Below are 24372 nucleotides of genomic sequence, written 5' to 3'. Positions count from 1 at the left end.
TCTCGGCGCGGCCTTCGGGCCGCCCCGGCCAGCGGTTGCGGAGTAGCGAACAGATGGCGCGGACAGGACAATGCATGTGCGGCGCGGTGCGCTTCACCGCTCAGCAGACCGGTGATTTCGGCGTCTGCCACTGCTCCATGTGCCGCCGTTGGCTCGGCGCGGCGATGTTCGCGGTGACGGTGCCCGAGGCCGCGATGAAGGTGGACGGCGGCGAGCACGTCGCTTCCCTGCGCTCGTCTGACTGGGCGACTCGGAGCTGGTGCGCCAAGTGCGGCTCGGGCCTGTGGTACCGCTACGACAAGGGCCTCGACGGCACCGGCAACTACGAGGTGCCCGTCGGCCTGTTCGACGAGGCCGACGACTTCCGCCTCAAGCGCGAGATCTTCGCCGACCAGAAGCCCGCCTCCTGGGCGCTCGAGGGCGATCACGAGCGGCTCGACAGCGCGCAGACGAGTGCGCTCTATGGCTGAGGCCGCGAAGATCCCGGCGCGGCTCGAGGGCCGCTGCCTCTGCGGTGCCGTGGCGCTCGTGGTGGAGGGCCGCCACGACGGGACCGTCGGCGTCTGCCACTGCTCCATGTGCCAGCGCTGGAGCGGCGGGCTGTTCGCCTGCTTCCGCGCCGAGGCCGCCGCCGTGTCCGTGACCGGCGAGGTCCGCCGCCACCGGTCCTCCGAGATCGCCGAGCGCGCCTTCTGCCCGGCCTGCGGCAGCCACCTCTGGATGCGCGATACCGCCGGAGACGCGCCCTACGACCTGATGCCGGGGCTGTTCCCCGCGCTCGCCGCCGCGCCGCTCGGCTCGGAAATCTATACCGACAAGGCCCCCGCCTACCTGCCGCTATCGGGTAACCACACCCGCGAGACGGAGGCGGAGTGGCAATCCCGCAATTCCTTTGTCCAAGGAGACACGCCATGACTCGCCAATACGATGACGCCTGGGCCGCCCGCGAAGAGGCCAAGCGCAAGTGGATGGCCGAGAACGGCCTGTTCCGCGAGGACGACGAGAAGTCCAACTGCGGCGTCGGCCTCGTGGTCTCCATCGACGGCAGCCGCTCGCGGCAGGTGGTCGAGAACGGGATCAAGGCGCTCAAGGCGATCTGGCACCGCGGCGCCGTCGATGCCGACGGCCGCACCGGCGACGGCGCCGGCATCCACGTCCAGATCCCCGTCGACTTCTTCCACGACCAGATCCGCCGCACCGGCCACGAGCCGCGCGCCGACCAGCTCATGGCCGTCGGCCAGGTGTTCCTGCCGCGCACCGATTTCGGCGCCCAGGAGACCTGCCGCACCATCGTCGAGAGCGAAGTGCTGCGGATGGGCTACTACATCTACGGCTGGCGCCACGTGCCGGTGAACATCGCCGTGCTCGGCGACAAGGCCAACGCGACGCGCCCCGAGATCGAGCAGATCCTGATCTCCAACTCCAAGGGCGTCGACGAGGAGACCTTCGAGCGCGAGCTCTACGTGATCCGCCGCCGCATCGAGAAGGCCGCCGCCGCCGCGCAGGTGGGCCAGCTCTACATCGCCTCGCTGTCCTGCCGGTCGATCATCTACAAGGGGATGATGCTCGCCCAGGACGTGGCCGAGTTCTATCCCGACCTGCTCGACGAGCGGTTCGAGAGCGCCTTCGCGATCTACCACCAGCGCTACTCCACCAACACCTTTCCGCAATGGTGGCTGGCGCAGCCGTTCCGGATGCTCGCCCACAACGGCGAGATCAACACGCTCAAGGGCAACCTGAACTGGATGAAGAGCCACGAGATCCGCATGGCCTCGGCGACGTTCGGGGACATGGCCGGCGATATCAAGCCGATCGTCAGCCAGGGCTCGTCGGATTCCGCCGCGCTCGACGCGGTGTTCGAGGTGCTGGTCCGCTCGGGGCGCAACGCGCCGATGGCCAAGACCCTGCTGGTGCCCGAGAGCTGGTCGAAGCAGGCCGAGGAGCTGCCCCAGGCCTGGCGCGACATGTACGCCTATTGCAACGCGGTGATGGAGCCGTGGGACGGCCCCGCCGCGCTGGCGATGACCGACGGCCGCTGGGTCTGCGGCGGGCTCGACCGCAACGGCCTGCGCCCGATGCGCTACGTGGTCACCGGCGACGGGCTGCTGATCGCCGGCTCCGAGGTCGGCATGGTGCCCACCGACGAGGCCACCGTGAAGGAGAAGGGCGCGCTCGGCCCGGGCCAGATGATCGCCGTCGACATGCAGGAGGGCGGCCTCTTCCACGACGTCGAGATCAAGGACAAGCTCGCCGCGGGCCAGCCGTTCGGCGAGTGGGTCGGCAAGATCATCGAGCTCGACACGGAGCTCGCGTCGGCCACCGAGGCGCCGCTGTTCACCGGCGCCGAGCTGCGCCGCCGCCAGATCGCCGCCGGCTACACCATCGAGGAGCTCGAGCAGATCCTCGCGCCGATGGCCGAGGACGCCAAGGAAGCCATCGCCTCGATGGGCGACGACACGCCGCCCGCCGTGCTCTCCGACCGGTACCGGCCGATCTCGCACTACTTCCGCCAGAACTTCAGCCAGGTGACGAACCCGCCCATCGACTCGCTGCGCGAGTACCGGGTGATGTCGCTCAAGACCCGGTTCGGCAACCTCAAGAACGTGCTCGACGAGGACGGCAGCCAGACCGAGATCATCGTGCTCGACAGCCCGTTCGTCGGCAACGCCCAGTGGGAGAAGCTGAAGGCGAGCTTCAGCGCCACCTGCACCGAGATCGACTGCACCTTCCCCGCCGACGGCGGCCCGGAGGCGCTGCGCAACGCGCTCACCCGCATCCGCGAGGAGGCCGAGGACGCCGTGCGCTCGGGGGCCGGCCACCTCGTGCTGACCGACCAGTTCCAGGGCGAGGCGAAGGTCGCGGTGCCGATGATCCTGGCGACTTCGGCGATCCACTCGTGGCTCACCCGCAAGGGCCTGCGCACCTTCTGCTCGCTCAATGTCCGCTCCGCCGAGTGCGTCGATCCGCACTACTTCGCCGTGCTGATCGGCTGCGGCGCGACCACGGTGAACGCCTACCTCGCCGAGGACAGCCTCGCCGACCGGATCGAGCGCGGCCTGCTCGACTGCTCGCTGACCGAGGCGGTCGCCCGCTACCGCAAGGCCATCGACGCCGGCCTGCTCAAGATCATGTCGAAGATGGGCATCTCGGTGATCTCGTCCTACCGCGGCGGGCTCAACTTCGAAGCCGTCGGCCTGTCGCGCGCGATGGTCGCCGAGTTCTTCCCCGGCATGCACTCGCGGATCTCCGGCATCGGCGTCTCGGGCATCCAGAAGAAGGTCGAGGAGGTCCACGCCAAGGGCTTCGCCGGCGGCACCGACATCCTGCCCATCGGCGGATTCTACAAGGCCCGCAAGCAGGGCGAGACCCATGCCTGGGGCGCCACCACCATGCACATGATGCAGGCCGCCTGCGACCGCGCTTCCTACGAGCTCTGGACGCAATACTCGCGGTCCATGCAGGCCATGCCGCCGATCCACCTGCGCGACCTGCTGGCGATCAAGCCGATGGGCGAGGCGGTGCCGATCGAGGAGGTCGAGTCCATCACCTCGATCCGCAAGCGCTTCGTCACGCCGGGCATGTCGCTCGGCGCGCTGAGCCCGGAGGCGCACAAGACGCTGAACGTCGCGATGAACCGCATCGGCGCCAAGTCCGACAGCGGCGAGGGCGGCGAGGATCCGGCGCATTTCGTGCCCGAGTCCAACGGCGACAACCCGTCGGCCAAGATCAAGCAGGTCGCCTCGGGCCGCTTCGGCGTCACCGCCGAGTACCTCAACCAGTGCGAGGAGCTCGAGATCAAGGTCGCCCAGGGCGCCAAGCCCGGCGAGGGCGGCCAACTGCCGGGGATGAAGGTCACCGACCTGATCGCCCGCCTGCGCCACTCGACCAAGGGCGTGACGCTGATCTCGCCGCCGCCGCACCACGACATCTACTCGATCGAGGACCTGGCGCAGCTGATCTACGACCTCAAGCAGATCAACCCGCGCTGCAAGGTGACGGTGAAGCTCGTCGCCTCCTCCGGCGTCGGCACCATCGCCGCCGGGGTCGCCAAGGCCAAGGCCGACGTGATCCTGATCTCGGGCCACAACGGCGGCACCGGCGCCAGCCCCGCGACCTCGATCAAGTACGCCGGCCTGCCCTGGGAGATGGGCCTCACCGAGGCTCACCAGGTCCTCGCCATGAACAACCTGCGCGAGCGGGTGACCCTGCGCACCGACGGCGGCCTGCGCACCGGGCGCGACATCGTCATGGCGGCGATGATGGGGGCCGAGGAATACGGCATCGGCACCGCCGCGCTGATCGCGATGGGCTGCATCATGGTGCGCCAGTGCCAGTCCAACACCTGCCCCGTCGGGGTCTGCACCCAGGACGAGAAGCTGCGCGAGAAGTTCACCGGCAACGCCGACAAGGTCGTCAACCTGATCACCTTCTACGCCACGGAGGTGCGCGAAGTGCTCGCCTCCATCGGCGCGCGCAGCCTCGACGAGGTGATCGGCCGCGCCGACCTGCTCACGCAGGTCAGCCGGGGCGCGGCGCATCTCGACGACCTCGACCTGAACCCGCTGCTCATCACCGTCGATGGCGCGGACCACATCGTCTACGACCGCACCAAGCCGCGCAACGAGGTGATGGACACGCTCGACGCCGAGATCATCAAGGACGCCGCGCGCTTCCTGAAGGACGGCGAGAAGATGCAGCTGCAATACGCGGTGCAGAACACCCTGCGCACCATCGGCACCCGCACCTCGAGCCACATCGTCCAGCGCTTCGGGATGAGGAACGACCTGCAGCCCGACCACCTCACGGTGAAGCTGACCGGCTCGGCCGGCCAGTCGCTCGGCGCCTTCGCCGCGCCGGGGCTGAAGATCGAGGTCTCGGGCGACGCGAACGACTACGTCGGCAAGGGCCTCTCGGGCGGTACCATCGTGGTGCGTCCGCCGATGTCGTCGCCGCTGGTGGCGGCCGACAATACCATCATCGGCAACACCGTGCTCTACGGCGCGACGGGGGGCCACCTGTTTGCCGCAGGCCGCGCGGGCGAGCGCTTCGCGGTCCGCAACTCGGGGGCGACCGTGGTGATCGAGGGCTGCGGCTCGAACGGGTGCGAGTACATGACCGGCGGCACCGCCGTGATCCTCGGCCCCATCGGTGCGAACTTCGGCGCCGGGATGACCGGCGGCATGGCCTACCTCTACGACCCGCTCGGCAGCACCTCGGCGCTCATCAACCACGAGACGCTCGTCACCTGCGGCGTGACCGAGGAGTACTGGCATGGCCAGCTGCACGAACTGGTCCAGCGCCACCTCGCCGAGACCGGCAGCCGCCGCGCCGCCGACCTGCTCCAGCACTGGGAGGAGGAGCGCGGCAACTTCCTGCAGGTCTGCCCGCGCGAGATGCTCGACAAGCTGCCCCACCCGATCGGGATCGAGGAGACCAGGATCCCCGCGGAGTGAGCATGTGCCGGAGGCCCCGCGCGGGCCCCCGGCACCTGCGAGAACAATGCGCCGCTTTCGCCACGTTTGTTTCGCGTTCCTGCCCAGGTCCGGTGGCAGACCGGGCTGCAATCAGGCAGAAACTGGCGAGGCGGACATGGTCCGGTTGAAGGTGAACGTCGTCGAGCAGGGACGTCGGGCCGAAGTGGTGGCGACGCTCCGCATCGGGCGCACGAGGCAGGCAGCACAATGGCGCGCAAGGGCAGCAAAAGCGGCAAGACGGCACGTCGGTCCCGTTCCGGCGGCCGCGGCGGACCTATCCGCGTCCTTCGGCGTTGGGCCGTGCGCCTTGCCGGAGTCCTGATCTTGCTGACCCTCTTGTTCGTGAGCCTGTTCGCGCTCGTCGATCCGCCGACCACCCCGTACATGCTCAGCGAGCGCAGCCGCCTGGGCCCGCTCGAGCGGGAGTGGGTCGCGTTCGACGAGATCGCGCCCGTCATGGCCCGCGCCGCCGTCGCGGCCGAGGACGCGGACTTCTGCGAGCACTGGGGGCTGGACCTGTCGGCGATCCGCGCGGCGATCGAGTCGGGCGGCGACATGGGGGCTTCGACGATCAGCCAGCAGACGGTGAAGAACGTCTATCTCTGGCACGGCCGCAGCTACACCAGGAAGGCCATCGAGGCGCTGCTGACGCCGGTGGTCGAGGCGATCTGGAGCAAGGAGCGCATCCTCGAGGTCTACCTCAACGTCGCCGAGTTCGACGAAGGCGTGTTCGGCGTCGAGGCCGCCGCCGAGCACTATTTCGGCACCAGCGCCGCCGAGCTCACCTCCGAGCAGGCCGCCCTGCTCGCGGCCCTGCTGCCCTCGCCCAAGACCCGCTCCGCCGCCGATCCCGACCGTGCCACGCGCGAGCGTGCGCGGCGGATCGCCGACGGCGCCGCCACCATCGAGCGCGACGGCCGCGCGGCCTGCTTCCAGGGCGGGCAGGGCTGAGCGTGCGGTTGAAATGTCGGCCCCGAGCGGGCATGGGTGAACGACCCTCGCACTTGTCGAAACACCTGCGCCGATGAACCGACTCTATCACTACCCGCTGTCCCCGTTCAGCCGGAAAGTCCGGCTGACCCTCGCCGAGAAGAAGCTCGAGGTGGAGCTCGTCGAGGAGCGGTACTGGGAAAAGGACCCGGAATTCCTGCGCCGCAACCCGGCCGGGCGGGTGCCGATCCTGAAGTACGGCAACCGGCTGCTCGCGGAGTCCAACGCGATCTGCGAGTACCTGGAGGAGCTGCATCCGACCCCGCCGCTGCTGCCCCGCCTGCCGGAAGAGCGCTACGAGGTCCGCCGGCTCGTCGCGTGGTTCGACGACAAGTTCCACAAGGAGGTGACGTCGAAGCTGCTCGGGGAGCGCGTGTTCCGCAAGGTGATGGCGGCCGGGCCGCCCGAGTCGGCCAACGTCAAGGCCGGCGCGCGGGCGATCAAGGAGCACCTCGACTACATGGCCGCGCTGCTCGACCAGCGCCGCTGGCTGGCGGGCAACGACATGACCCTCGCCGACTTCGCCGCCGCGGCGCACCTGTCGTGCCTCGACTACATCTCCGACGTCGACTGGCACCGCTCGGAGGTGGTCAAGGACTGGTACGCGAAGATCAAGTCGCGCCCGGCGTTCCGCTCGCTGCTGGCCGACCAGATCCCGAGCTTCCTGCCGCCGCCGCACTACGCCGACCTCGACTTCTGAGGCGATCCGGAGTGGCATGGGGGCGCTGCCCCCGTCTCCGCCGCCGGCGGAGACTCCCCCGGGATATTTCGAGAACAGAGACATGCAGGACCTGAAGGACCGGCTGGAGGCGCAGGCCCTCGCGGAGGGATTTTCCGCCATGGGTGTCTGCCGCCCCGACGCCGCGCCCGAGACGGCCGGGCGGCTGGCGACGTTCCTCGCCGAGGGGCGGCACGGGCAGATGGCGTGGATGGCCGAGCGCACCCACTGGCGCGGCGACGCGGCCGCGCTGTGGCCCGAGGCGCGCTCGGTGGTGATGCTGGCCGAGGCCTACAGCCCCGAGCACGACCCGCTCGAGGTGCTGCAGCGGCGCGACCGGGCCGCGATCAGCGTCTACGCCCAGGGGCGCGACTACCACGACATCGTGAAGAAGCGCCTGAAGCGGGTGGGCCGGTGGCTGCTGGAGCAGGCGCCGGGCGAGCAGATCAAGGTCTTCGTCGATACCGCGCCGGTGATGGAGAAGCCGCTCGCCGCCGCCGCCGGGCTGGGCTGGCAGGGCAAGCACACGAACCTGCTCGGCCGCGACCTCGGCAACTGGGTGTTCCTCGGCGCGATCTTCACCACGCTCGAGCTGCCGCCCGACCCGCCGGGGCGCGACCGCTGCGGCTCGTGCCGGGCGTGCCTCGACATCTGCCCGACCGACGCCTTCCCCGCGCCCTACCAGCTCGACGCGCGGCGCTGCATCTCCTACCTCACCATCGAGCATGCCGGCCCCGTCGACGAGGCGCTGCGCCCGCTGCTCGGCAACCGCATCTACGGCTGCGACGACTGCCTCGCCGTGTGCCCCTGGAACAAGTTCGCCGCCACCGCCCGCGAGACGCGCTATGCCGGCGCCGGCGCCGGGCCGCCACGGCTGGCGGAGCTCGCCGCGCTCGACGACGCGGCCTTCCGCGCGCGCTTCTCCGGCAGCCCGATCAAGCGCATCGGGCGCGAGCGGTTCGTGCGCAACGTGCTCTACGCCATCGGCAATTCCGGCGACCGGGCGCTGCTGGGGGCGGCGGAGGCGCTTCTGGACGACGCGGACGAGACGGTTCGGGACGCCGCGGGCTGGGCGGTCGGACGGCTTCGGAACCCCGCCTGAGGGAGTCGGGTTGAACCGGCATCCAGACTGGAGTTTCCGACGATGCTTAGAACGACCCTCGCGATCGTCCTTCTGCCGGTCGCCGCCTGCGCGCAGGCCGGTGACCCGGTGGCCCAAGGCGCGCCCAACGCCGATTTCACCCCCGCCTTCCCCGAGCAGACCCGCGCCCCGGCGCTGGACGAGACGGCCGTCACCGTGGAGGACTTCGCCACCGGCCTCGCCCATCCGTGGGGCATCGCGGTGCTGCCCGACGGCGGCTACCTCGTCACCGAGCGCCCCGGGCAGCTGCGGCGGGTGGCGGCGGACGGGAGCCTCTCGGAGCCGCTCGGCGGCGTGCCGGAGGTCGACGCCCGCGAGCAGGGCGGGCTGCTCGACGTGGCGGTGGCGGACGACTTCGCCGAGACGCGGCGGGTCTGGCTGACCTACGCCAAGCGGGTCGACGGCGGCACCGTCACGGCGGCCGCGACTGGCGTGCTCAGCGCCGACGGGACGCGGCTCGAGCAGGTGGAGGACATCTTCGTCCAGACGCCGCCGTCGCAGAACCCGATGCACTACGGCAGCCGGGTCATCGTCGCGCCGGGGGGCGAGGAGGTGTTCATCACGACCGGCGAGCATTTCTCGATGTCGGACCGCGAGAAGGCGCAGGACCTCGACACGACCTACGGCAAGATCGTCCGCGTCGGCGCCACCGACGGCACCGCGCCCGACGACAACCCGTTCGTCGGCGGCGAGGGGATCGACTCGATCTGGTCCTACGGCCACCGCAACATCCAAGGCGCCGCGATCCGCCCCGAGACCGGCGAGCTGTGGGTCATTGAGCACGGTCCGGCGGGAGGCGACGAGTTGAACCTGATCGAACCGGGCGCCAACTACGGCTGGCCGGTCGTATCCTACGGCGTCACCTACAGCGGCAACCCCGTGGGCAGCGGCGAGGCGTCGGCCGAGGGCATGGAGCAGCCGGTCTACTACTGGGATCCCGTCATCGCGCCCGGCGGAATGACCTTCTACCAAGCCGACCTCTTCGACGGCTGGCAGGGCGACGCGCTGATCGGCGGCCTCGTCGCGAGCGCCGTCGTGCGGCTCGAGCTCGAGGACGGGCTGGTCGTCGGCGAGGAGCGGGTGGCCGAGGGCATCGGCCGGGTGCGCGACGTGGACGTGGCGCCCGACGGCGCGCTGCTCGTGCTGATCGACGCGCCGGCCCCCGACGGCGGCATCAAGCGGATCGCGCCGGCAGAATGAGGCTCGGGCGGCGCTTCGTGGCGGGCCTTGCCCGCGTCGAGCGCCTGCTCGACCGCCGCCGCCGCCGCCGCTCGGTCGGCAAGGAACCTGTCATCGAGCCCTATATCGGCTACGCGACGCCCGACGAGATCGTGCTCCGCGGCCGGATCGTCACCGGGCTGCGGCGGCACGAGCCGCGTCCCGACCAGCATTGGCTCACCAACCTGCGCCAGATGGTGCGGCTGTTCCTGACCAACGAGGTCAGCGGTGTCGCGATCCAGGCGGACGGCCACCACGCCAGGAGCGACGAGGAGGGCTACTTCCTGCTGCCCGTGCCGCGGCAGGGCCGGAGCGGTTGGGTCGAGATCAAGGTCGAGCACATGGCGCAGGTGCCGGCGCCGGGCGCGCTGTCCTACGCCTGGGAGCCGGGCAGCGAGGGCGTGGTCGCGGCGCGGCTGCCGGCCTTCGTGCCGGGGGAAGGGGCCTCGTTCGGGGTGATCTCCGACGTGGACGACACGATGATGGACACCGGCGCGTGGTCGCGCACGCGGATGCTCTGGACGTCGTTCACCGGCAACATCCACACCCGCCACATCTTTCCCGACGCGGTCAAGCTGATGACCCGCCTCAGCGACGGCGAGCGCAACCCGGTCTTCTACGTCAGCTCCTCTCCATGGAACCTGCACAACTTCCTCGAGCGGGTCTTCGCGCGGCACGGGCTGGCGCGGGGGCCGTTGTTCCTGCGCGATCTGGGGCTCGGGGAGAACAAGTTCATCTCCGGCGGGCACGGCGACCACAAGGGCAAGGCGATCGATCTCATCGTGGAGGCCAATCCGGGGCTGCCGTTCGTGCTGATCGGCGACACCGGCCAGCTCGACGCGGCGATCTACGACGCGGCGGCGCGGCGGCATCCGGGGCGGATCGTGCGGGTGATCCTGCGCACCTCCTCCGCCGGGACGGACGCCGCCGATGACGTCCACATCCGCACGCTGCGCTCGCGCGGCATTCCGGTCCACGTGGGCGAGACCTATGCCGAGGCGCTGGCGAGCCTGGACGCCGCACCGACGCTCGCGCCGCGGGCCCGGCGGATGCGGCGGATGCAGGCCGAAGCCAAGGGCACCTGACGGTATCCGAATGACGGACATGCGCCGTGCTGCACTGGCTCCTCCCCGTCAACCGGCGTAGATCCCTCAACATGTCAGCCGTACCCTCCAGCCAGCGCACCGCGCTCGGCGTCCTCCTCGCCTGCTCCGCCGTCACCGTCTTCACCCTGATGTCCGCCTTCGTGAAGGCCGCCGACCGTATCCCGGCCGGCGAGACGATGTTCTTCCGCTCGGCGCTGGCGTTGCCGGTGGTGCTCGCGTGGCTGTTCGCGACGGGCGGGCTGAAGGGCGGCATCGCGACGACGAACTACCGCGGCCACGCCGCGCGCGGGATCGCCGGGTCGCTCGCGATGGGGCTCGGCTTCGCGGGGCTGAAGTACCTGCCGCTGCCGGAGGTGACGGCGATCCGCTTCGTGACACCGGTGTTCCTCGTCGTGCTCGCGGCGCTGATGCTGGGCGAGCGGCTGCGGCTGGTGCGGATCAGCGCGGTGCTGGTGGGGCTGGTGGGCGTCGTCATCATCACCGCCCCGCGCTTCTCCGCCGGCCTCGGCTCGAACGCGGCGCTGGGGGCGCTGCTGACGCTGGGCTCGGCGAGCCTCGCGGCGCTGGCGCAGGTGTTCGTCAAGTCGATGTCGGGCCGCGAGACGACGGCGGCCATTGTGTTCTACTTCTCGCTCACCGCCGCGACGCTGTCTCTGCTCACCATTCCCTTCGGCTGGGTGATGCCGTTCGGGATCGAATGGGTGTGGCTCGCCGGCGCGGGGCTCGTGGGCGGGATCGGGCAGATCCTGCTCACCGCCTCCTACCGCCACGCCGATGCCGGGGTGTTGGCGCCGTTCACCTACATCTCGATGCTCTGGTCGATCGTGATCGGCTACTTCTGGTTCGGCGAGGTGCCGACCCTGCCGATGCTCGGCGGAGCCGGGTTGATCATTCTCGCCGGCGTCGCCATCGTCCTGAGGGAGCGCCAGCTCGGGCTGCGCACCACGGCCGAACGCCAGGTCGCCGCCAAGACAATGCGCTGAGAGGACATTGCCCATGCCCGCCGACACCGCCCTGATCGTCATCGACGTGCAGAACGACTTCTGCCCCGGCGGCGCGCTCGCCGTGGCGGGGGGCGACGAGATCGTGCCGGGGGTCAACGCGCTCATGGCCGAGGCGGGGGCGGTGGTGCTCACCCAGGACTGGCACCCGGCGGCGCATTCCTCCTTCGCCTCCCAACACCCGGGCAAGGCGCCGCTCGAGACGGTGGAGATGTCCTACGGCACCCAGGTGCTCTGGCCCGACCATTGCGTGCAGGGCAGCGTCGGCGCCGCCTTTCACCCCGACCTCGCCACCGACCGGGCCGATCTCGTGGTGCGCAAGGGCTTCCGCCGCGAGGTCGACAGCTACTCGGCCTTCTTCGAGAACGACCACGCCACCCCGACCGGGCTCGAGGGCTACCTGCGCACCCGCGGGATCTCGCGGCTGGTGATGGTGGGGCTGGCGACGGATTTCTGCGTCGCCTTCTCGGCCATCGACGCCGCCCGGCTCGGCTTCGAGGTGGAGGTGCGCCGCGAGCTCTGCCGCGCCATCGACGCCAACGGCTCGCTCGACGCGGCGCTGGCGGGGATGCGCGAGGCGGGGGTGACGGTCAGATGACTTCCCTCATCAGCCGACCGGGTTTCCGAATTGCGGTAACAGATCGCTTACAAGCTCAGTCCTTGGCGCGCTCGACGTAGGTCGCGTCCTCGGTGTTCACCACCACCCGCGTGCCGACGCCGATATGGGGCGGCACCATGACCCGCACGCCGTTGTCGGCGGTGGCGGGCTTGTAGGAGGACGAGGCGGTCTGGCCCTTCACCACGGGCTCGGTCTCGACGATCTCGACGGTGACCTTCTGCGGCACCTCCATCGCGATGGCGACCTCGTTGTGCACCGACAGGAAGCACTTCATCCCGTCCTGCAGCCACACCTTGCTGTCGCCGATCACGTCGGGCGTCACGGTGATCTGCTCGAAGCTCTCCGGGTCCATGAAATGGTAGCCCTCGCCGTCCTCGTAGAGGAAATCGTACTCGCTCTCCTCGACGTGGGCGCGCTCGACCGAGTCGGTGGTCTTCCAGCGCTCGGAGACCTTCACCCCGTCGGCGATGCGGCGCATGTCGACCTGGGTCACGGGGGTGCCCTTGCCGGGGTGGAAGTTCTGGGCCGAGAGGATGACGTAGAGCTTCTCGTCGATCTCGACGACGTTGCCCTTGCGCAGCTGCGAGGCGATGACTTTCACGGAGGCGTCTCCTTGTGGGGCGCGATGGGTCGGATTACCGGGTGTGCTAACGCAATCAACCGCAGAGGGCCAGATATGTCGTCATGGTGGGACAAGCGGCGCCACACGGACCGGCGGCCGCTGCTGCTCACGCGCAACCGGATCCAGGCCGCGCTGCGCGCGTGGTTCGCCGACCGGGGCTTCACCGAGATCGACCCGGCCTACGTGGTGCCGAGCCCGGGCAACGAGATCCACCTCCACGCGCTGCCAGTCACGCTGACCGACGCCGACCTCGAGACGCGGCAGGCCTGGCTGCACACCTCGCCCGAATTCGCGATGAAGAAGCTGCTGGCGGCGGGGGAGGAGAAGATCTTCACCTTCTCCCGCGTCTGGCGCGACCGCGAGGCGGCGGCCGGCGCGCTGCACCGGCACGAATTCACCATGCTCGAATGGTACCGCGCCGACGCGCCCTACGAGCAGCTGATGGACGATTGCGAGGAGTTGCTCGCCATCGCCTGCGAGGCGGCCGGGACCGACGTGCTCTCGCACCGGGGCGAGACCTGCATGCCCTCGCGCGGGCTGGAGCGGCTGAGCGTGGCGGACGCGTTCCTGCGGCAGGGGATCGACCTGCTCGCCACCATCCGCGACGGGCAGGGCGACCTCGAGCTGCTGCTGCGGCAGGGCGAGACCCTGCGCGGCGCGTCACGGTTCGAGACGAGCTGGTCCGACCTGTTCTCGATGATCCTGACCGATCTCGTCGCGCCCGGCCTCGGCCGGGGCCGCGCGACGATCCTCGACCGCTACCCGGCCCCCGAGGCGGCGCTCGCGCGGCGCGCGCCGGACGATCCGCGCGTCGCGGAGCGTTTCGAGCTGTTCGCCTGCGGCGTCGAGTTGGCCAACGGCTTCGGCGAGCTCACCGACCCGGTCGAGCAGCGGGCGCGCTTCAAGGCCGACATGGCCACCCGCGAGCGCCTCTACGGCGAGCGCTACCCGATCGACGAGGACTTTCTCGCCGCGCTGGCCGACATGCCGCCCGCATCGGGCATCGCGCTCGGGTTCGACCGGCTGGTGATGCTCGCCACCGGCGCGCCCCGCCTGTCGGACGTGATCTGGACGCCGGTTTGAGTAATTCGGCGGTAGGCCGGGCTTCAGCCCGGCACGCCGGGCCGTCGAAGATCACCTCGACGCGGCCGCCGATCCGGAAGCCGCCGTGGCGGCTGCGGTCCCCGTAGCCGGAGGCGAGGTCGTCGACGTAGACCCGCGGTGCGTCAGGCGGACAGGCCGCGGTGCAGGGTCGGCACGTCGAGCGCGGCGAAGCCGTAGTGGCGCAGCCAGCGCAGGTCGGCGTCGAAGAAGGCGCGCAGGTCGGGGATGCCGTACTTGAGCATCGCGATCCGGTCGATCCCCATGCCGAAGGCGAACCCCTGCCACTGGTCGGGATCGACCTTGGCGGCGGCGAGCACCTTTGGGTGGACCATGCCGGAGCCGAGGATCTCGAGCCAGTCGTCGCCCTCGCCGACCTTCAGCGTCCCGCCCTGCCAGGAGCAGCGGATGTCGACCTCGGCGGAGGGCTCGGTGAAGGGGAAGTGGCTGGCGCGGAAGCGCAGCTCGACGTCGTCGACCTCGAAGAACGCCTTCACGAACTCCTCGAGCACCCACTTGAGGTTCGCCATCGAGATGTCGCGGTCGATCGCGAGGCCCTCGACCTGGTGGAACATCGGCGTGTGGGTCTGGTCGTAGTCGGCGCGGTAGACGCGGCCCGGCGCGATGATCCGGCAGGGCGCGCCGTGCGCCTCGAGGTGACGGATCTGCACCGGCGAGGTGTGGGTGCGCAGCACGTGGGGCGGGCGGTTGTCGCCCTCGGCGCGCGCCATGTAGAACGTGTCCATCTCGGCCCGCGCGGGGTGGTGCCCGGGGATGTTGAGCGCGTCGAAATTGTACCAGTCGCTCTCGATCTGCGGACCTTCGGCGACGGCGAAGCCCATGCCGGCGAAGATCGCGGTGACCTCTTCGGTGACCTGGCTGATCGGGTGGATCGTGCCGGCGCGGCGGGTGCGGCCGGGCAGCGTCACGTCGAGCCACTCGGTCATCAGCCGGGCGTCGAGCGCGGCGTCCTCGAGGGCCGCCTTCTTGGCGGCGAGGGCGGAGGTGATCTCGTCCTTGAGCGCGTTGAGCCGGGGGCCGGCCTCCTTGCGCTCCTCGGGGCTCATGCGGCCGAGCTCGCGCATCGCGAGGCTGACCTCGCCCTTCTTGCCGATGGCCCGGACCCGCAGATCTTCGAGCGCCGCCTCGTCCGCCGCGCCGCCGATCAGCTCGAGGTACTTCTGCCGCAAGTCGTCCATGTGCCGTGCGCCCCGTCGTTTCCGGCCCGCCGTCCGGGCCGCTGCTGCGATAGCCGCGCGGCAGGCCGGTTGCAACCGTGCGGCGGGCGCGCGGGCGGGAACCGGGGCGGGCGGCGGCGGTTCACCCTGAGAGTCGGGTCGGGCGTTCATCCGGCGGTCACCATTCTCCTCCAGACCGGGCGGCGGCGCGCGCGGGGCGCGGCGCGGTCGAAGTTGGGGGTCGAGGTGGTGCGCCGGCGCGCTATTATCACCTGAAGCAAGGCGCGAACGAAGGAGGGCACCAGGGTGCGTGATTGGCAGGGCAAGAGATATTGGTTGGTCGGGGCGAGCGAGGGGCTGGGCCGCGCGCTCGCCGAGCAGCTGAGCCGGGTCGGGTGCGAGCTGGTGCTCTCGGCCCGCTCGGAGGAAAGGCTCGAGGCGCTCGCCGCCGCGCTGCCCGGCCGTGCCAGCGCCGTGCCCGTCGACGTCACCGATGCCGACAGCGTCGCCGAGGCCGCCGGCAAGGTCGGCAAGATCGATGGGGTGATCTACATGGCCGGCGCCTACTGGCCGATGTCGTCGCCGGACTGGGACACCGAGAAGGCCGTCACCATGGTCGAGACCAACCTCACCGGCGCGGTGCGGATAATCGGCGCGGTGCTTCCCGAATTCCTGTCGCGCAACGAGGGCCACATCGTGCTCACCAGCTCGCTGAGCGCCTTCCGCGGCCTGCCGGGCTCGATCGGCTACGGCGCGTCCAAGGCCGGGGTGCTGACGCTCGCCGAGGGGATGCACGCCGACCTGCGTCACACGAAGGTCGAGGTGCAGGTGGTCAATCCGGGCTTCATCCGCACCCGGATGACCGACAAGAACGAATTCCGGATGCCGCAGATCATGGAGCCCGAGCAGGCGGCGCAGGAATATTTCGAGCACATGAACAGCGACGCGTTCAAGAAGAGCTTCCCCTTCGGGCTCGCCTCGATCCTGCGGCTGGCGCAGTTCCTGCCCGACTGGCTCTACTTCCCGCTGTTCGGCGCGAAGAAGCCGTCGGAAGACTACGACAAGGCCCACAGCCACTGAGGCTCAGACCGCGCCGAGATGCTTTCGGAAGGTCGCCTCGGCGCGGGCCCAGACGCCGCCGCCGCGGGGCAGCTGCAAGAGGTGCTCCAGCAGGTCGGCGGCGAACTCCGTCGACGCTTCGGCGGGGAGCAGCGAGGGCAGGTTGTCGATCGCCATGATGTCGAGCGGCGGCGTGTCGTGGACCCGCAGCGCGGGGGCGTCCCAGCCGGTCGCCGCGTCGTAGAGCGGGATCGGGTTGTAGGGCGTGCCCGGATCGCAGGCGACGTCGCCGATCACCCGCAGCCGGCGCGGCGCGTGCAGCAGCTCCGACCCCGCGAAGACCGGCACGCCGGGCAGGGCGAGCACCGCGTTGACGAGCAGCTCATGCTCGGCGATCTGCGGGAACGGCCCGCCCCCCGCCGTCTCTTCCATGTCCCAGCGCGTCACCGGCAGGCCGAGGTCGCGCGTCACGAGGTCGGCCGCGCCCGTCCCGACCCGGCCGCGTGCGCCGATCACCAGCGTCGCCGGCCGCGCCTCGCCGAGCGCGGCGGTGACTTCCGCGCGCATCGCCGCCGCGTCGGCCCAGGGGGCGACGGGGCCGAGCTGGCCGTCCTGCGCCGCGTAGGCGAGCAGCGACACCGCCGCGCCGACGTAGCCTGCCCAGTAGCCGAACGCCGCCACCCGCCGCCCGTCGGCGTCGACGAGGTACTCGAGGTCGAGCAGCGTCCCGCCGCCGCGCCGGAAGCGGTCGAGCAGGGCGTCGGCGCCGGGCTGGCCCTTGTAGGCGTGGGCGAAGAATATGTGTCGGTGGATCAGCGGCGCATCGCTCTCGGGCAGCTCCTTGAGCCCGAGGATCACCGCCTCGACGGGCGCGCTCGCCCAGCTACCCGGCGGGGCGAGGGTGCAGCCGACGGCCGCGTAGGCGGCGTCGGCTATCACCCGCGTCGCGGAGCGCTCGACGCTCACCTGCACGCCTCCGGCGATCAGCCGGGCCGCGCCCTCGGGAAGCAGCGGCGTGCGCCGCTCGGTGGCGCGGGCTTCGGCGCGCAGCCACAGGTGCATCAGAAATGCGTCCGGGCGTGGGCGCGGTCTTCGCGCTCCATGTGCGGGATCGCGTTGAAGCCCGACAGCACCGTGCCGTGCTCCATGACCTGCACCCGGTGGATCGAGCTGTTCCAGATCGGCAGCAGCACGTGCGCCATCCGCGTCGGGTCGAGCCGCAGCAGCGAGCGCATCACCATCCCGATCACCCCGCCCGAGGTGATGCAGAGCACCCGCCGCCCCGGCGCCTGCGCCTCCTGGAACACCGACGTCACCCGCGCCTCGAAATCGGCGAAGCTCTCGTTGCCCTGGATCTCGGCGCGGTGCCAGGCCTCGAGCACCTGCGGGATATAGACCGCGAAGTCGGTCGGCCCCGGCAGCGGGATGCCCCCGCGCGGTCGACAGCGCCTGGCCGAGGTTGAAGTAGTCCATCTCGTTAAGCCGCGGGTCTTCCTCGGCCTCGTAGCCCATGGCCTCGGCGGTCTGGCGGTGACGGCGGAGCGATCCGGCGAGCACCCGGTCGAAGGCGTGGCCCCGCTCGCGCAGCCATTCGCCGAGCCATGCCGCCTGCTGGCGTCCGGTCTCCGACAGCCGGTCGTAGCCGGCCTCGTCGCTCGCCGCCGAATTCGCCTGCCCGTGCCGGACCAGGATGATCTCGCCCATCCGCCTCTCCCTTTTGTCCTCGCTTATGCCGCGCCGGGCGGCGGCGCAACGTCCGTGCCCGCGCGGGAGACGAGGCGCTTCGATCGGAAACCGCCGCCGCCGCTTTTCCCGCCGCCACCGTCGCGGCTGGACTTTTGGCGCGGCGGCGGGCGGGCTAGGCTGTGCGCGAGCGGAGGAACGTGCATGTCCGAGACGATCAGCTTCACCCTCGACGGCCGCGCCGTCGACGCCGCCCCCGGCGAGACCATCTGGCAGGTCGCCAAGCGGGTCGGCACCACCATTCCGCACCTCTGCCACAAGGACGCGCCCGGCTACCGCTCCGACGGCAATTGCCGCGCCTGCATGGTCGCCGTCGACGGCGAGCGCAACCTGGTCGCCTCCTGCATCCGCACGCCCGTCGAGGGCATGACCGTGACCACCGACGGCGCCCGCGAGGTGCAGACGCGCAAGCTGGTGATGGAGCTGCTGCTCGCCGACCAGCCCGAACAGCCCGCCGCCCACGACCGCTCGGCGCACCTGTGGGAGATGGCCGACGCGCAGGGCCTCGCCGAGAGCCGGTTCCCGGCGATGGACGCCGATCACGTGCCGCTGCTCGACGACAGCCACGTCGCGATGCGCGTCAACCTCGACGCCTGCATCCAGTGCGGCCTCTGCGTGCGCGCCTGCCGCGAGGTGCAGGTCAACGACGTGATCGGCATGGCCGGGCGCGGCCACCAGGCCTTCCCGGTCTTCGACCTCGACGACCCGATGGGCGACTCGACCTGCGTCGCCTGCGGCGAGTGCGTGCAGGCCTGCCCGACGGGCGCGCTGATGCCGGCCTCGGTGCTGAACGAGGTGCAGGAGGGCGACTCGCAGGACTACGACCGCGAGGTCGAGAGCGTCTGCCCCTTCTGCGGCGTCGGCTGCCAGGTGTCGCTCAAGGTCAAGGACGACCGGATCGTCTACGTCGACGGCATCGATGGCCCCGCCAACGAGGGCCGGCTCTGCGTCAAGGGCCGCTTCGGCTTCGACTACGTCCACCACCCGCACCGCCTGACCAAGCCGCTGATCCGCCGCGACGACGCGCCGGCAAAGGGGCTGAACGTCGACCCGGCGAACCCGCTCAGCCATTTTCGCGAGGCGAGCTGGGAGGAGGCGCTCGACGCCGCCGCCGGCGGACTGGCGCGGCTGCGCGAGACCCGGGGCGGCGCGGCGGTCGCCGGCTTCGGCTCGGCCAAGTGCACCAACGAGGAGGCCTACCTGTTCCAGAAGCTGATCCGGCAGGGCTTCGGACACAATAACGTCGACCACTGCACCCGGCTCTGCCACGCCTCCTCGGTGGCGGCGCTGATGGAGAACGTCGGCTCGGGCGCGGTGACCGCGACCTTCAACCAGATCGAGCACGCCGACGTCGCCATCATCATCGGCGCCAACCCGGTGGAGAACCACCCGGTCGCCGCGACCTATTTCAAGCAATTCGCCAAGCGCGGCGGCAAGCTCATCGTCATGGACCCCCGCGGCGTCGGCCTGCGCAAGTTCGCCTCGCACATGCTCCAGTTCCGCCCCGGGGCCGACGTGTCGCTGCTCAACGCGATCATGCACGTGATCGTCGATGAGGGCCTCTACGACGAGCAGTACATCCAGGCCTACACCGAGAACTGGGAGGCCGAGAAAGCCCACCTCGCCGGCTTCGCGCCCGAGGACATGGCGGGGATCTGCGGCATCGACGCCGAGGTGATCCGCGACGTCGCCCGCACCTTCGCCACCGCCGAGCGGGGCATGATCTTCTGGGGCATGGGCGTCAGCCAGCACATCCACGGCACCGACAACTCCCGCTGCCTGATCTCGCTGGCGTTGATGTGCGGCCATGTCGGCCGCCCCGGCACCGGGCTGCATCCCCTCAGGGGCCAGAACAACGTCCAGGGCGCCTCCGACGCCGGGCTGATCCCGATGTTCCTGCCCGACTACCAGCCCGTCGGCGACGACGGCGTCCGCTCGGCCTTCGCCGAGATCTGGGGCGGCGCGGAGTTCTCCGCCGAGAAGGGGCTGACCGTCACCGAGATCATGGACGCGGTGCACGACGACCGAATCGCAGGGATGTACATCCTCGGCGAGAACCCGGCGATGTCGGACCCGGACGTGGACCACGCCCGCGCCGCGCTTGCCAAGCTCGAGCACCTCGTCGTGCAGGACATCTTCCTCACCGAAACGGCGAACTACGCCGACGTTATCCTGCCGGCCTCGGCCTTCGCCGAGAAGACCGGCACCGTCACCAACACCAACCGGCAGGTCCAGATGGGCCGCCCGGCGCTGCCGCCGCCCGGCGAGGCGCGCGAGGATTGGGCGATCACCGTCGACCTCGCCCGGCGGCTCGGGCTCGACTGGAGCTACAGCCACCCGAGCGAGGTGTTCGACGAGATGGCGCGGACGATGAAGTCGCTCGCCAACATCACGTGGGAGCGGCTCGAGGGCGAGGCCGTCACCTATCCCTCGCTCAGCCCCGACGACCCGGGCCAGCCCATCGTCTTCGGCGACGGTTTCCCCCGCGCCGGCGGGCGGGCGAAATTCACCCCCGCCGCCGTCATCCCGCCCGACGAGACGCCGGACGCGGAGTATCCGATGATCCTGACCACCGGGCGGCAGCTCGAGCACTGGCACACCGGTTCGATGACCCGCCGCTCCAAGGTGCTCGACGCGGTGGAGCCGGAGGCCAACTGCTCGCTCCACCCCTCGACCTTGCGCAAGCTCGGCGTCGCGGCGGGCGAGATGGTGCGGCTGACCACCCGGCGCGGCTCGATCGAGCTGATGGCCCGCGAGGACCGGGCGGTCGCGCCGGACATGGTCTTCGTTCCCTTCGCCTATGTCGAGGCGGCCGCCAACGTCCTGACAAACCCGGCCATCGACCCCTACGGCAAGATCCCCGAGTTCAAATTCGCCGCCGTCCGGATCGAGAAAGGCAGCGCGCTCGCGGCCGAGTAGGCTGCCGCGGCGTCGGGTTCCATCACGAAGTAGACAGCGGCGCGTGCCGTCGCCGTGATGGCGATAAACCGTTGATATTCCTGATGCCGATCCGCGGGATGTGGCAAGCCTGCACCGCCCCCGCCGCACCGCAGCAGGGGGCGGAACGGAGGTGTCTGCTCCGGGTTCTTCGTCCAGTCCGCCGCACCGAGTGCGACGCGGGTCCACGAACAACCGATACCTGGGGGATAGGACATGACCTTCACTCTTCGCTTCGCCACCGCCTCGATCCTGGCGATGACCGCCAGCGCCGCGGCCGCACAGGACGCGATCTTCAGCCAGCCCGTCGAGGACCGGAACGAGGCGCTGACCGAGCAGATCGAGGAAGACTTCGAGCGCGACACCACCTTCGGCAACGAAGGCCGCCAGCTCGGCTTCGACGGCTCCGTCGCCCTGCGGGCCTCCGCGGCTTCGGGCAACACCGACAACGCCGACATCGGCGTCGGCGCCAACTTTGGCTATTTCGACGGCACCAACGGCTACGAGCTCGGCCTCAGCTACCAGTACGGCGAGGAAGAGGGCGAGACCGTCGAGGAGAGCCTGCTCTACGATCTCGAGTACACCCGCGACTTCACACCCCGCTTCTACGGCTTCGCCAAGCTGCAAGGCTCGATCGACGAGTTCTCCTCCTTCGAGAACGACACCTTCCTGGGCTTCGGCGCCGGCTACCGCGTCGTCAACACCGCGACGACCCAGTGGTCGCTGCAGGCCGGCCCGGGCTACCGTGTCGCGGAACTGTCCGACGCCGTGGACCGCGATTTCGAAGAGGCCGCGCTGAGCGTCACGTCGAACTACTACACCGAGGTCGCGAACGGCATCTCGCTGACCAACGACACCGACATCATCGCCTCCGAGTCCGACACCGTTGTCTACAACGACCTCGGGCTGAACGTCGCGATGAACAACGCGCTGGCTTTGCGCACGAGCGTGCAGACCGAGTACCACACCGAGCCCGCGCGCGGCATGGACGACACCGACAATACCTACGGCGTCTCCCTCGTCTATTCGTTCAACTAGGAACGACTGATCCCAGAGTTTGCATTCCCGGGATCGGAAACGGGGGCCATCGGCCCCCGTTTCCATGTCTGCCACCCTGCCCCAGTAGGCCGGGCTTCAGCCCGGCCCTCCCGCGCCCCTAGCGGCTGACCTCCTCCATCGGGGCCGCCGGCCGGCCGCGGAACCGCGCGCCCTTCCACCACAGCTTCAACGCCTGCCAATGGATCAGCGCCAGAACCCGACGCGACCCGAACGGCCGGCGCAGCGCGGTGCGCAGGATCGCCCCGTCGGTCAACGGGCGGCGCGGGCCGGTGAGGGTGGCGACGAGGCCGCCATTGCCGCTGCGGTAGTCGATGTGGATCGCGACCTCTTCCGGCTCGATGCGGAAGGTGAAGGTGTACTCCCCCGCCACCGGCTGGAACGGCGAGACGTGGAGCAGCTTCCTCGCGCTCAGCCGATCCTCCGAGCCGATCACCGCGCCGTCGCGGTGGCAGAGGTAGCTGTGCCGGTCGCCGTAGGTGTTGGTCACCTCGGCGATCACCGCGCGCAGCGTGCCGTCCGCACCGTGGCAGAGCCAGAAGCTGACCGGGTTGAAGACATGCCCGAGCACGCGCGGCTGGGCGAGCAGCTCGATGCGCGCCGGCGCCGCGAGCCCGTGCGCGGCCAGCACCTCGCGCACCCACGGCGCGCCGCGCCCGTCGCCGGGCGGGCCGCCGTGGTCGCTGTCGAAGAGGGCGAAGAGGTTGCGGCGGTTGCGCGAGAACAGGCGCGGGCCGCGCAGGTCGGCCTCGGCGTCGAGCAGCAGGTAGTCGACCGCGTAGCGGAAGGCGTTGCGAGTGCCGCCGCGCCGGCCGTGGTAGGTCTGGCCCCTGATATGCTCGACGCCGGCCATCAGCCCGCGAGCCGCAGCAGCGCGTCCTGCGCCGCGATGCCCTCGGCGGCGGCCAGCCCGGAGGCGAGGCCGTCCTCGTGGAAGCCGTTGGCCATCCACGCCCCGCAGAACCACGTCCGGTTGGCCCCGTTCATCGCGCGCACCCGCTGCTGCGCATCGAGCGCGGCGGTGTCGAACACCGGGTGGCGCAGCGTGGCGCGGTCCCAGATCAGGCGCTCGTCGATCTCGCGGTTGGGGTTGAGCGTGACGAAGACGTTCTCGTCGCCCAGCCAGCGCTGGAGCGAGTTCATCCAGTAGGACAGTTCGATCCGGTCCGAGGGCGCGTCGGCCGTCTCGGTGTAGACCCACGACGACCAGGCGCGGCGGCGGCGCGGCATGACCGACGGGTCGCCGTGCAGGACGATGTCGTTGGGCTGGTAGCGGATTGCGCCGAGGTTGCTCTGCTCGGTGGCGGTCGCATCGCTCAGCAGCGCGAGGCTGTCGTCGGAGTGGGTGGCGAAGACGACCTCGTCGAACATCTCCCACTCGCCGCCCTTGCCCTTCACCTCGACCCCCAGCGCCGTGCGCCGCACCCCCTCGACCGGCGTCGCGAGGCGGATCTCGACGCCCCGGTCGTCGAGCCGGCGGGCGAGGCGGGAGACGTATTCCACCGAGCCGCCGTCGACCGTGTGCCACTGGTGTTGGCCGGTGTTCTGCAGGAGGTTGTGGTTGTCGAAGAAGCCGATCATCGCGCGGGCGGGGAAATCGAGGATCTTCGACTTCTCCGTCGACCAGATCGCGCCGGAGATTGGCAGCAGGTAGCGGTCGCGGAACCACGCGCCGAGCTGCAGCTTCTCCAGCAGGCCGCCGACGGTGAGCCCGTCCTCGTCGGCCGCCGCCAGCGCCTCCCTGTTGAAGCGCAGAAGATCGCGGATCATGCGCAGGTAGCTCGGGCGAAACAGGTTGCGCGGCTGGGCGAAGAGGGTGGGCAGGTCGGCGAGGCCGAACTCGAAGCGGCCCTCGTCGAAGCTCGCGCCGAAGCTCATGTCGGACGGACGCGTCGGCACGTCGAGCTCTTCGAACAGGCGCACGAGGTTGGGGTAGTTGGGCCGGTTGAACACGATGAAGCCGGTATCGACCGTCAAATCGCCCCGCCGCCCGGCGCGCCGGGTGCGGGCATGGCCGCCGAGCCGGCTCTCGGCCTCGATCAGCACGACGCGGTGGGTCTCGGCGAGGGCGTAGGCGGCGCCGAGGCCGGAGATGCCCGACCCGATGACGGCGATGGAGCGCGGAGCGGCGGCAGTCTCGAAGGGCATGGGGCGTCCTTATCCTGGATAGGTTTGCCATTCGTTACGATGGCCGGACACAAGCGGATGCAAATGAGCCGGAGGAGCCCGGCGCGGCCGCGAAGTGATCCGCCCCGCGCGACGCGTCGTAACGGGATCATGATGGCGTTCGACACCTCCCCCGGCTTGGCCTACCGTGGCCCCGTACCCCCTGCCTTGCTGGCGGGACGGGCGAGGACGCACGGGCACAACAACGTGAACGAGACGAGCGACGACCGGCCATTGTGGGCC

At 70.3% G+C, this 24372-nt stretch carries 20 protein-coding genes and 1 pseudogene; 14 read left to right on the top strand and 7 right to left on the bottom strand.

The features are described from left to right. The first annotated feature begins 53 nt into the window (after positions 1-53). The 10 genes from OG2516_RS10290 (at position 54) to pncA (ending at position 12246) form a co-directional block, all read left to right on the top strand. On the top strand, positions 54-470 hold the full coding sequence (locus OG2516_RS10290) for a GFA family protein (protein ID WP_040615093.1): 417 nt from the start codon (positions 54-56) through the stop codon (positions 468-470). Continuing rightward, positions 463-915 carry a GFA family protein gene (locus OG2516_RS10285; RefSeq protein ID WP_007255601.1) on the top strand — a complete coding sequence of 151 codons (453 nt, stop codon included), beginning with the start codon at positions 463-465 and terminating at the stop codon, positions 913-915. Before OG2516_RS10290 ends, OG2516_RS10285 begins: the two co-directional genes overlap by 8 nt. After that, entirely contained in the window at positions 912-5453 is a 4542-nt protein-coding gene (gene gltB / locus OG2516_RS10280; protein WP_007255600.1) for a glutamate synthase large subunit, read from the top strand. The genes OG2516_RS10285 and gltB overlap by 4 nt, the downstream gene beginning before the upstream one ends. A gap of 228 nt (positions 5454-5681) precedes the next feature. Beyond that, a complete protein-coding gene (gene mtgA, locus OG2516_RS10275; RefSeq protein ID WP_040615091.1) occupies positions 5682-6425 on the top strand; it encodes a monofunctional biosynthetic peptidoglycan transglycosylase in 744 nt (247 codons plus the stop codon). 73 nt (positions 6426-6498) lie between these two features. Continuing rightward, positions 6499-7164: an FtsZ-binding protein FzlA gene (gene fzlA, locus OG2516_RS10270; RefSeq protein ID WP_007255598.1), complete on the top strand. Its 666-nt coding sequence runs from the start codon at positions 6499-6501 to the stop codon at positions 7162-7164. A gap of 82 nt (positions 7165-7246) precedes the next feature. Beyond that, positions 7247-8284 (top strand): tRNA epoxyqueuosine(34) reductase QueG, encoded by a 1038-nt coding sequence (queG, locus tag OG2516_RS10265; protein WP_007255597.1) that lies wholly within the window; start codon positions 7247-7249, stop codon positions 8282-8284. Between the two features lie 42 nt (positions 8285-8326). Beyond that, positions 8327-9523: a PQQ-dependent sugar dehydrogenase gene (locus OG2516_RS10260; RefSeq protein ID WP_007255596.1), complete on the top strand. Its 1197-nt coding sequence runs from the start codon at positions 8327-8329 to the stop codon at positions 9521-9523. Then, positions 9520-10626 (top strand): phosphatase domain-containing protein, encoded by a 1107-nt coding sequence (locus OG2516_RS10255; RefSeq protein WP_007255595.1) that lies wholly within the window; start codon positions 9520-9522, stop codon positions 10624-10626. The genes OG2516_RS10260 and OG2516_RS10255 overlap by 4 nt, the downstream gene beginning before the upstream one ends. A 71-nt stretch (positions 10627-10697) precedes the next feature. Then, positions 10698-11630 (top strand): DMT family transporter, encoded by a 933-nt coding sequence (locus tag OG2516_RS10250; protein ID WP_007255594.1) that lies wholly within the window; start codon positions 10698-10700, stop codon positions 11628-11630. 13 nt (positions 11631-11643) lie between these two features. Then, positions 11644-12246: a bifunctional nicotinamidase/pyrazinamidase gene (gene pncA / locus OG2516_RS10245; protein WP_007255593.1), complete on the top strand. Its 603-nt coding sequence runs from the start codon at positions 11644-11646 to the stop codon at positions 12244-12246. A gap of 55 nt (positions 12247-12301) precedes the next feature. Here pncA and efp read toward each other — a convergent pair whose 3' ends face one another. Next, positions 12302-12868 (bottom strand): elongation factor P, encoded by a 567-nt coding sequence (gene efp, locus OG2516_RS10240; RefSeq protein ID WP_007255592.1) that lies wholly within the window; start codon positions 12866-12868, stop codon positions 12302-12304. A 75-nt stretch (positions 12869-12943) separates the two neighbouring features. Between efp and epmA the strand changes: the two genes are divergently transcribed. Continuing rightward, positions 12944-13972, top strand: coding sequence for an EF-P lysine aminoacylase EpmA (epmA, locus tag OG2516_RS10235; RefSeq protein ID WP_007255591.1), 1029 nt, complete (start codon positions 12944-12946; stop codon positions 13970-13972). A gap of 143 nt (positions 13973-14115) precedes the next feature. On the opposite strand, the gene pheS is transcribed toward epmA, so the two are convergent. Further along, entirely contained in the window at positions 14116-15189 is a 1074-nt protein-coding gene (pheS, locus tag OG2516_RS10230; protein WP_007255590.1) for a phenylalanine--tRNA ligase subunit alpha, read from the bottom strand. 285 nt (positions 15190-15474) lie between these two features. Between pheS and OG2516_RS10225 the strand changes: the two genes are divergently transcribed. Next, positions 15475-16248, top strand: coding sequence for an SDR family NAD(P)-dependent oxidoreductase (locus OG2516_RS10225; RefSeq protein ID WP_050769131.1), 774 nt, complete (start codon positions 15475-15477; stop codon positions 16246-16248). A gap of 3 nt (positions 16249-16251) precedes the next feature. Here the strand turns inward: OG2516_RS10225 and OG2516_RS10220 are convergent, their stop codons facing one another. The 3 genes and pseudogenes from OG2516_RS10220 to OG2516_RS20875 all read right to left on the bottom strand — a co-directional run. Continuing rightward, complete coding sequence (locus OG2516_RS10220; protein WP_156799313.1) at positions 16252-17292, bottom strand: saccharopine dehydrogenase; 1041 nt, start codon at positions 17290-17292, stop codon at positions 16252-16254. Further along, positions 17289-17609, bottom strand: a complete 321-nt coding sequence (locus tag OG2516_RS20880; protein ID WP_007255587.1) for a histidine phosphatase family protein — start codon at positions 17607-17609, stop codon at positions 17289-17291. Before OG2516_RS20880 ends, OG2516_RS10220 begins: the two co-directional genes overlap by 4 nt. A 139-nt stretch (positions 17610-17748) precedes the next feature. Further along, positions 17749-17931, bottom strand: a pseudogene (locus tag OG2516_RS20875) (histidine phosphatase family protein); the annotation flags it as partial. Between the two features lie 183 nt (positions 17932-18114). Between OG2516_RS20875 and fdhF the strand changes: the two are divergent. Next, a complete protein-coding gene (fdhF, locus tag OG2516_RS10210; RefSeq protein ID WP_007255586.1) occupies positions 18115-20889 on the top strand; it encodes a formate dehydrogenase subunit alpha in 2775 nt (924 codons plus the stop codon). Between the two features lie 234 nt (positions 20890-21123). After that, positions 21124-21945 carry a DUF481 domain-containing protein gene (locus OG2516_RS10205; protein WP_007255585.1) on the top strand — a complete coding sequence of 274 codons (822 nt, stop codon included), beginning with the start codon at positions 21124-21126 and terminating at the stop codon, positions 21943-21945. A 118-nt stretch (positions 21946-22063) separates the two neighbouring features. On the opposite strand, the gene OG2516_RS10200 is transcribed toward OG2516_RS10205, so the two are convergent. Together OG2516_RS10200 and OG2516_RS10195 are read right to left on the bottom strand one after the other, a co-directional pair. Next, a complete protein-coding gene (locus OG2516_RS10200; protein WP_007255584.1) occupies positions 22064-22816 on the bottom strand; it encodes a DUF1365 domain-containing protein in 753 nt (250 codons plus the stop codon). After that, entirely contained in the window at positions 22816-24111 is a 1296-nt protein-coding gene (locus OG2516_RS10195; RefSeq protein ID WP_007255583.1) for an NAD(P)/FAD-dependent oxidoreductase, read from the bottom strand. The genes OG2516_RS10200 and OG2516_RS10195 overlap by 1 nt, the downstream gene beginning before the upstream one ends. Between the last annotated feature and the right edge of the window lie 261 nt (positions 24112-24372).

This window comes from Oceanicola granulosus HTCC2516 (assembly GCF_000153305.1).
GTDB lineage: Bacteria > Pseudomonadota > Alphaproteobacteria > Rhodobacterales > Rhodobacteraceae > Oceanicola > Oceanicola granulosus.
The sequence above is the reverse complement of the archived record's forward strand: the minus strand, read 5'-3'. Positions and strand labels throughout refer to the sequence as shown.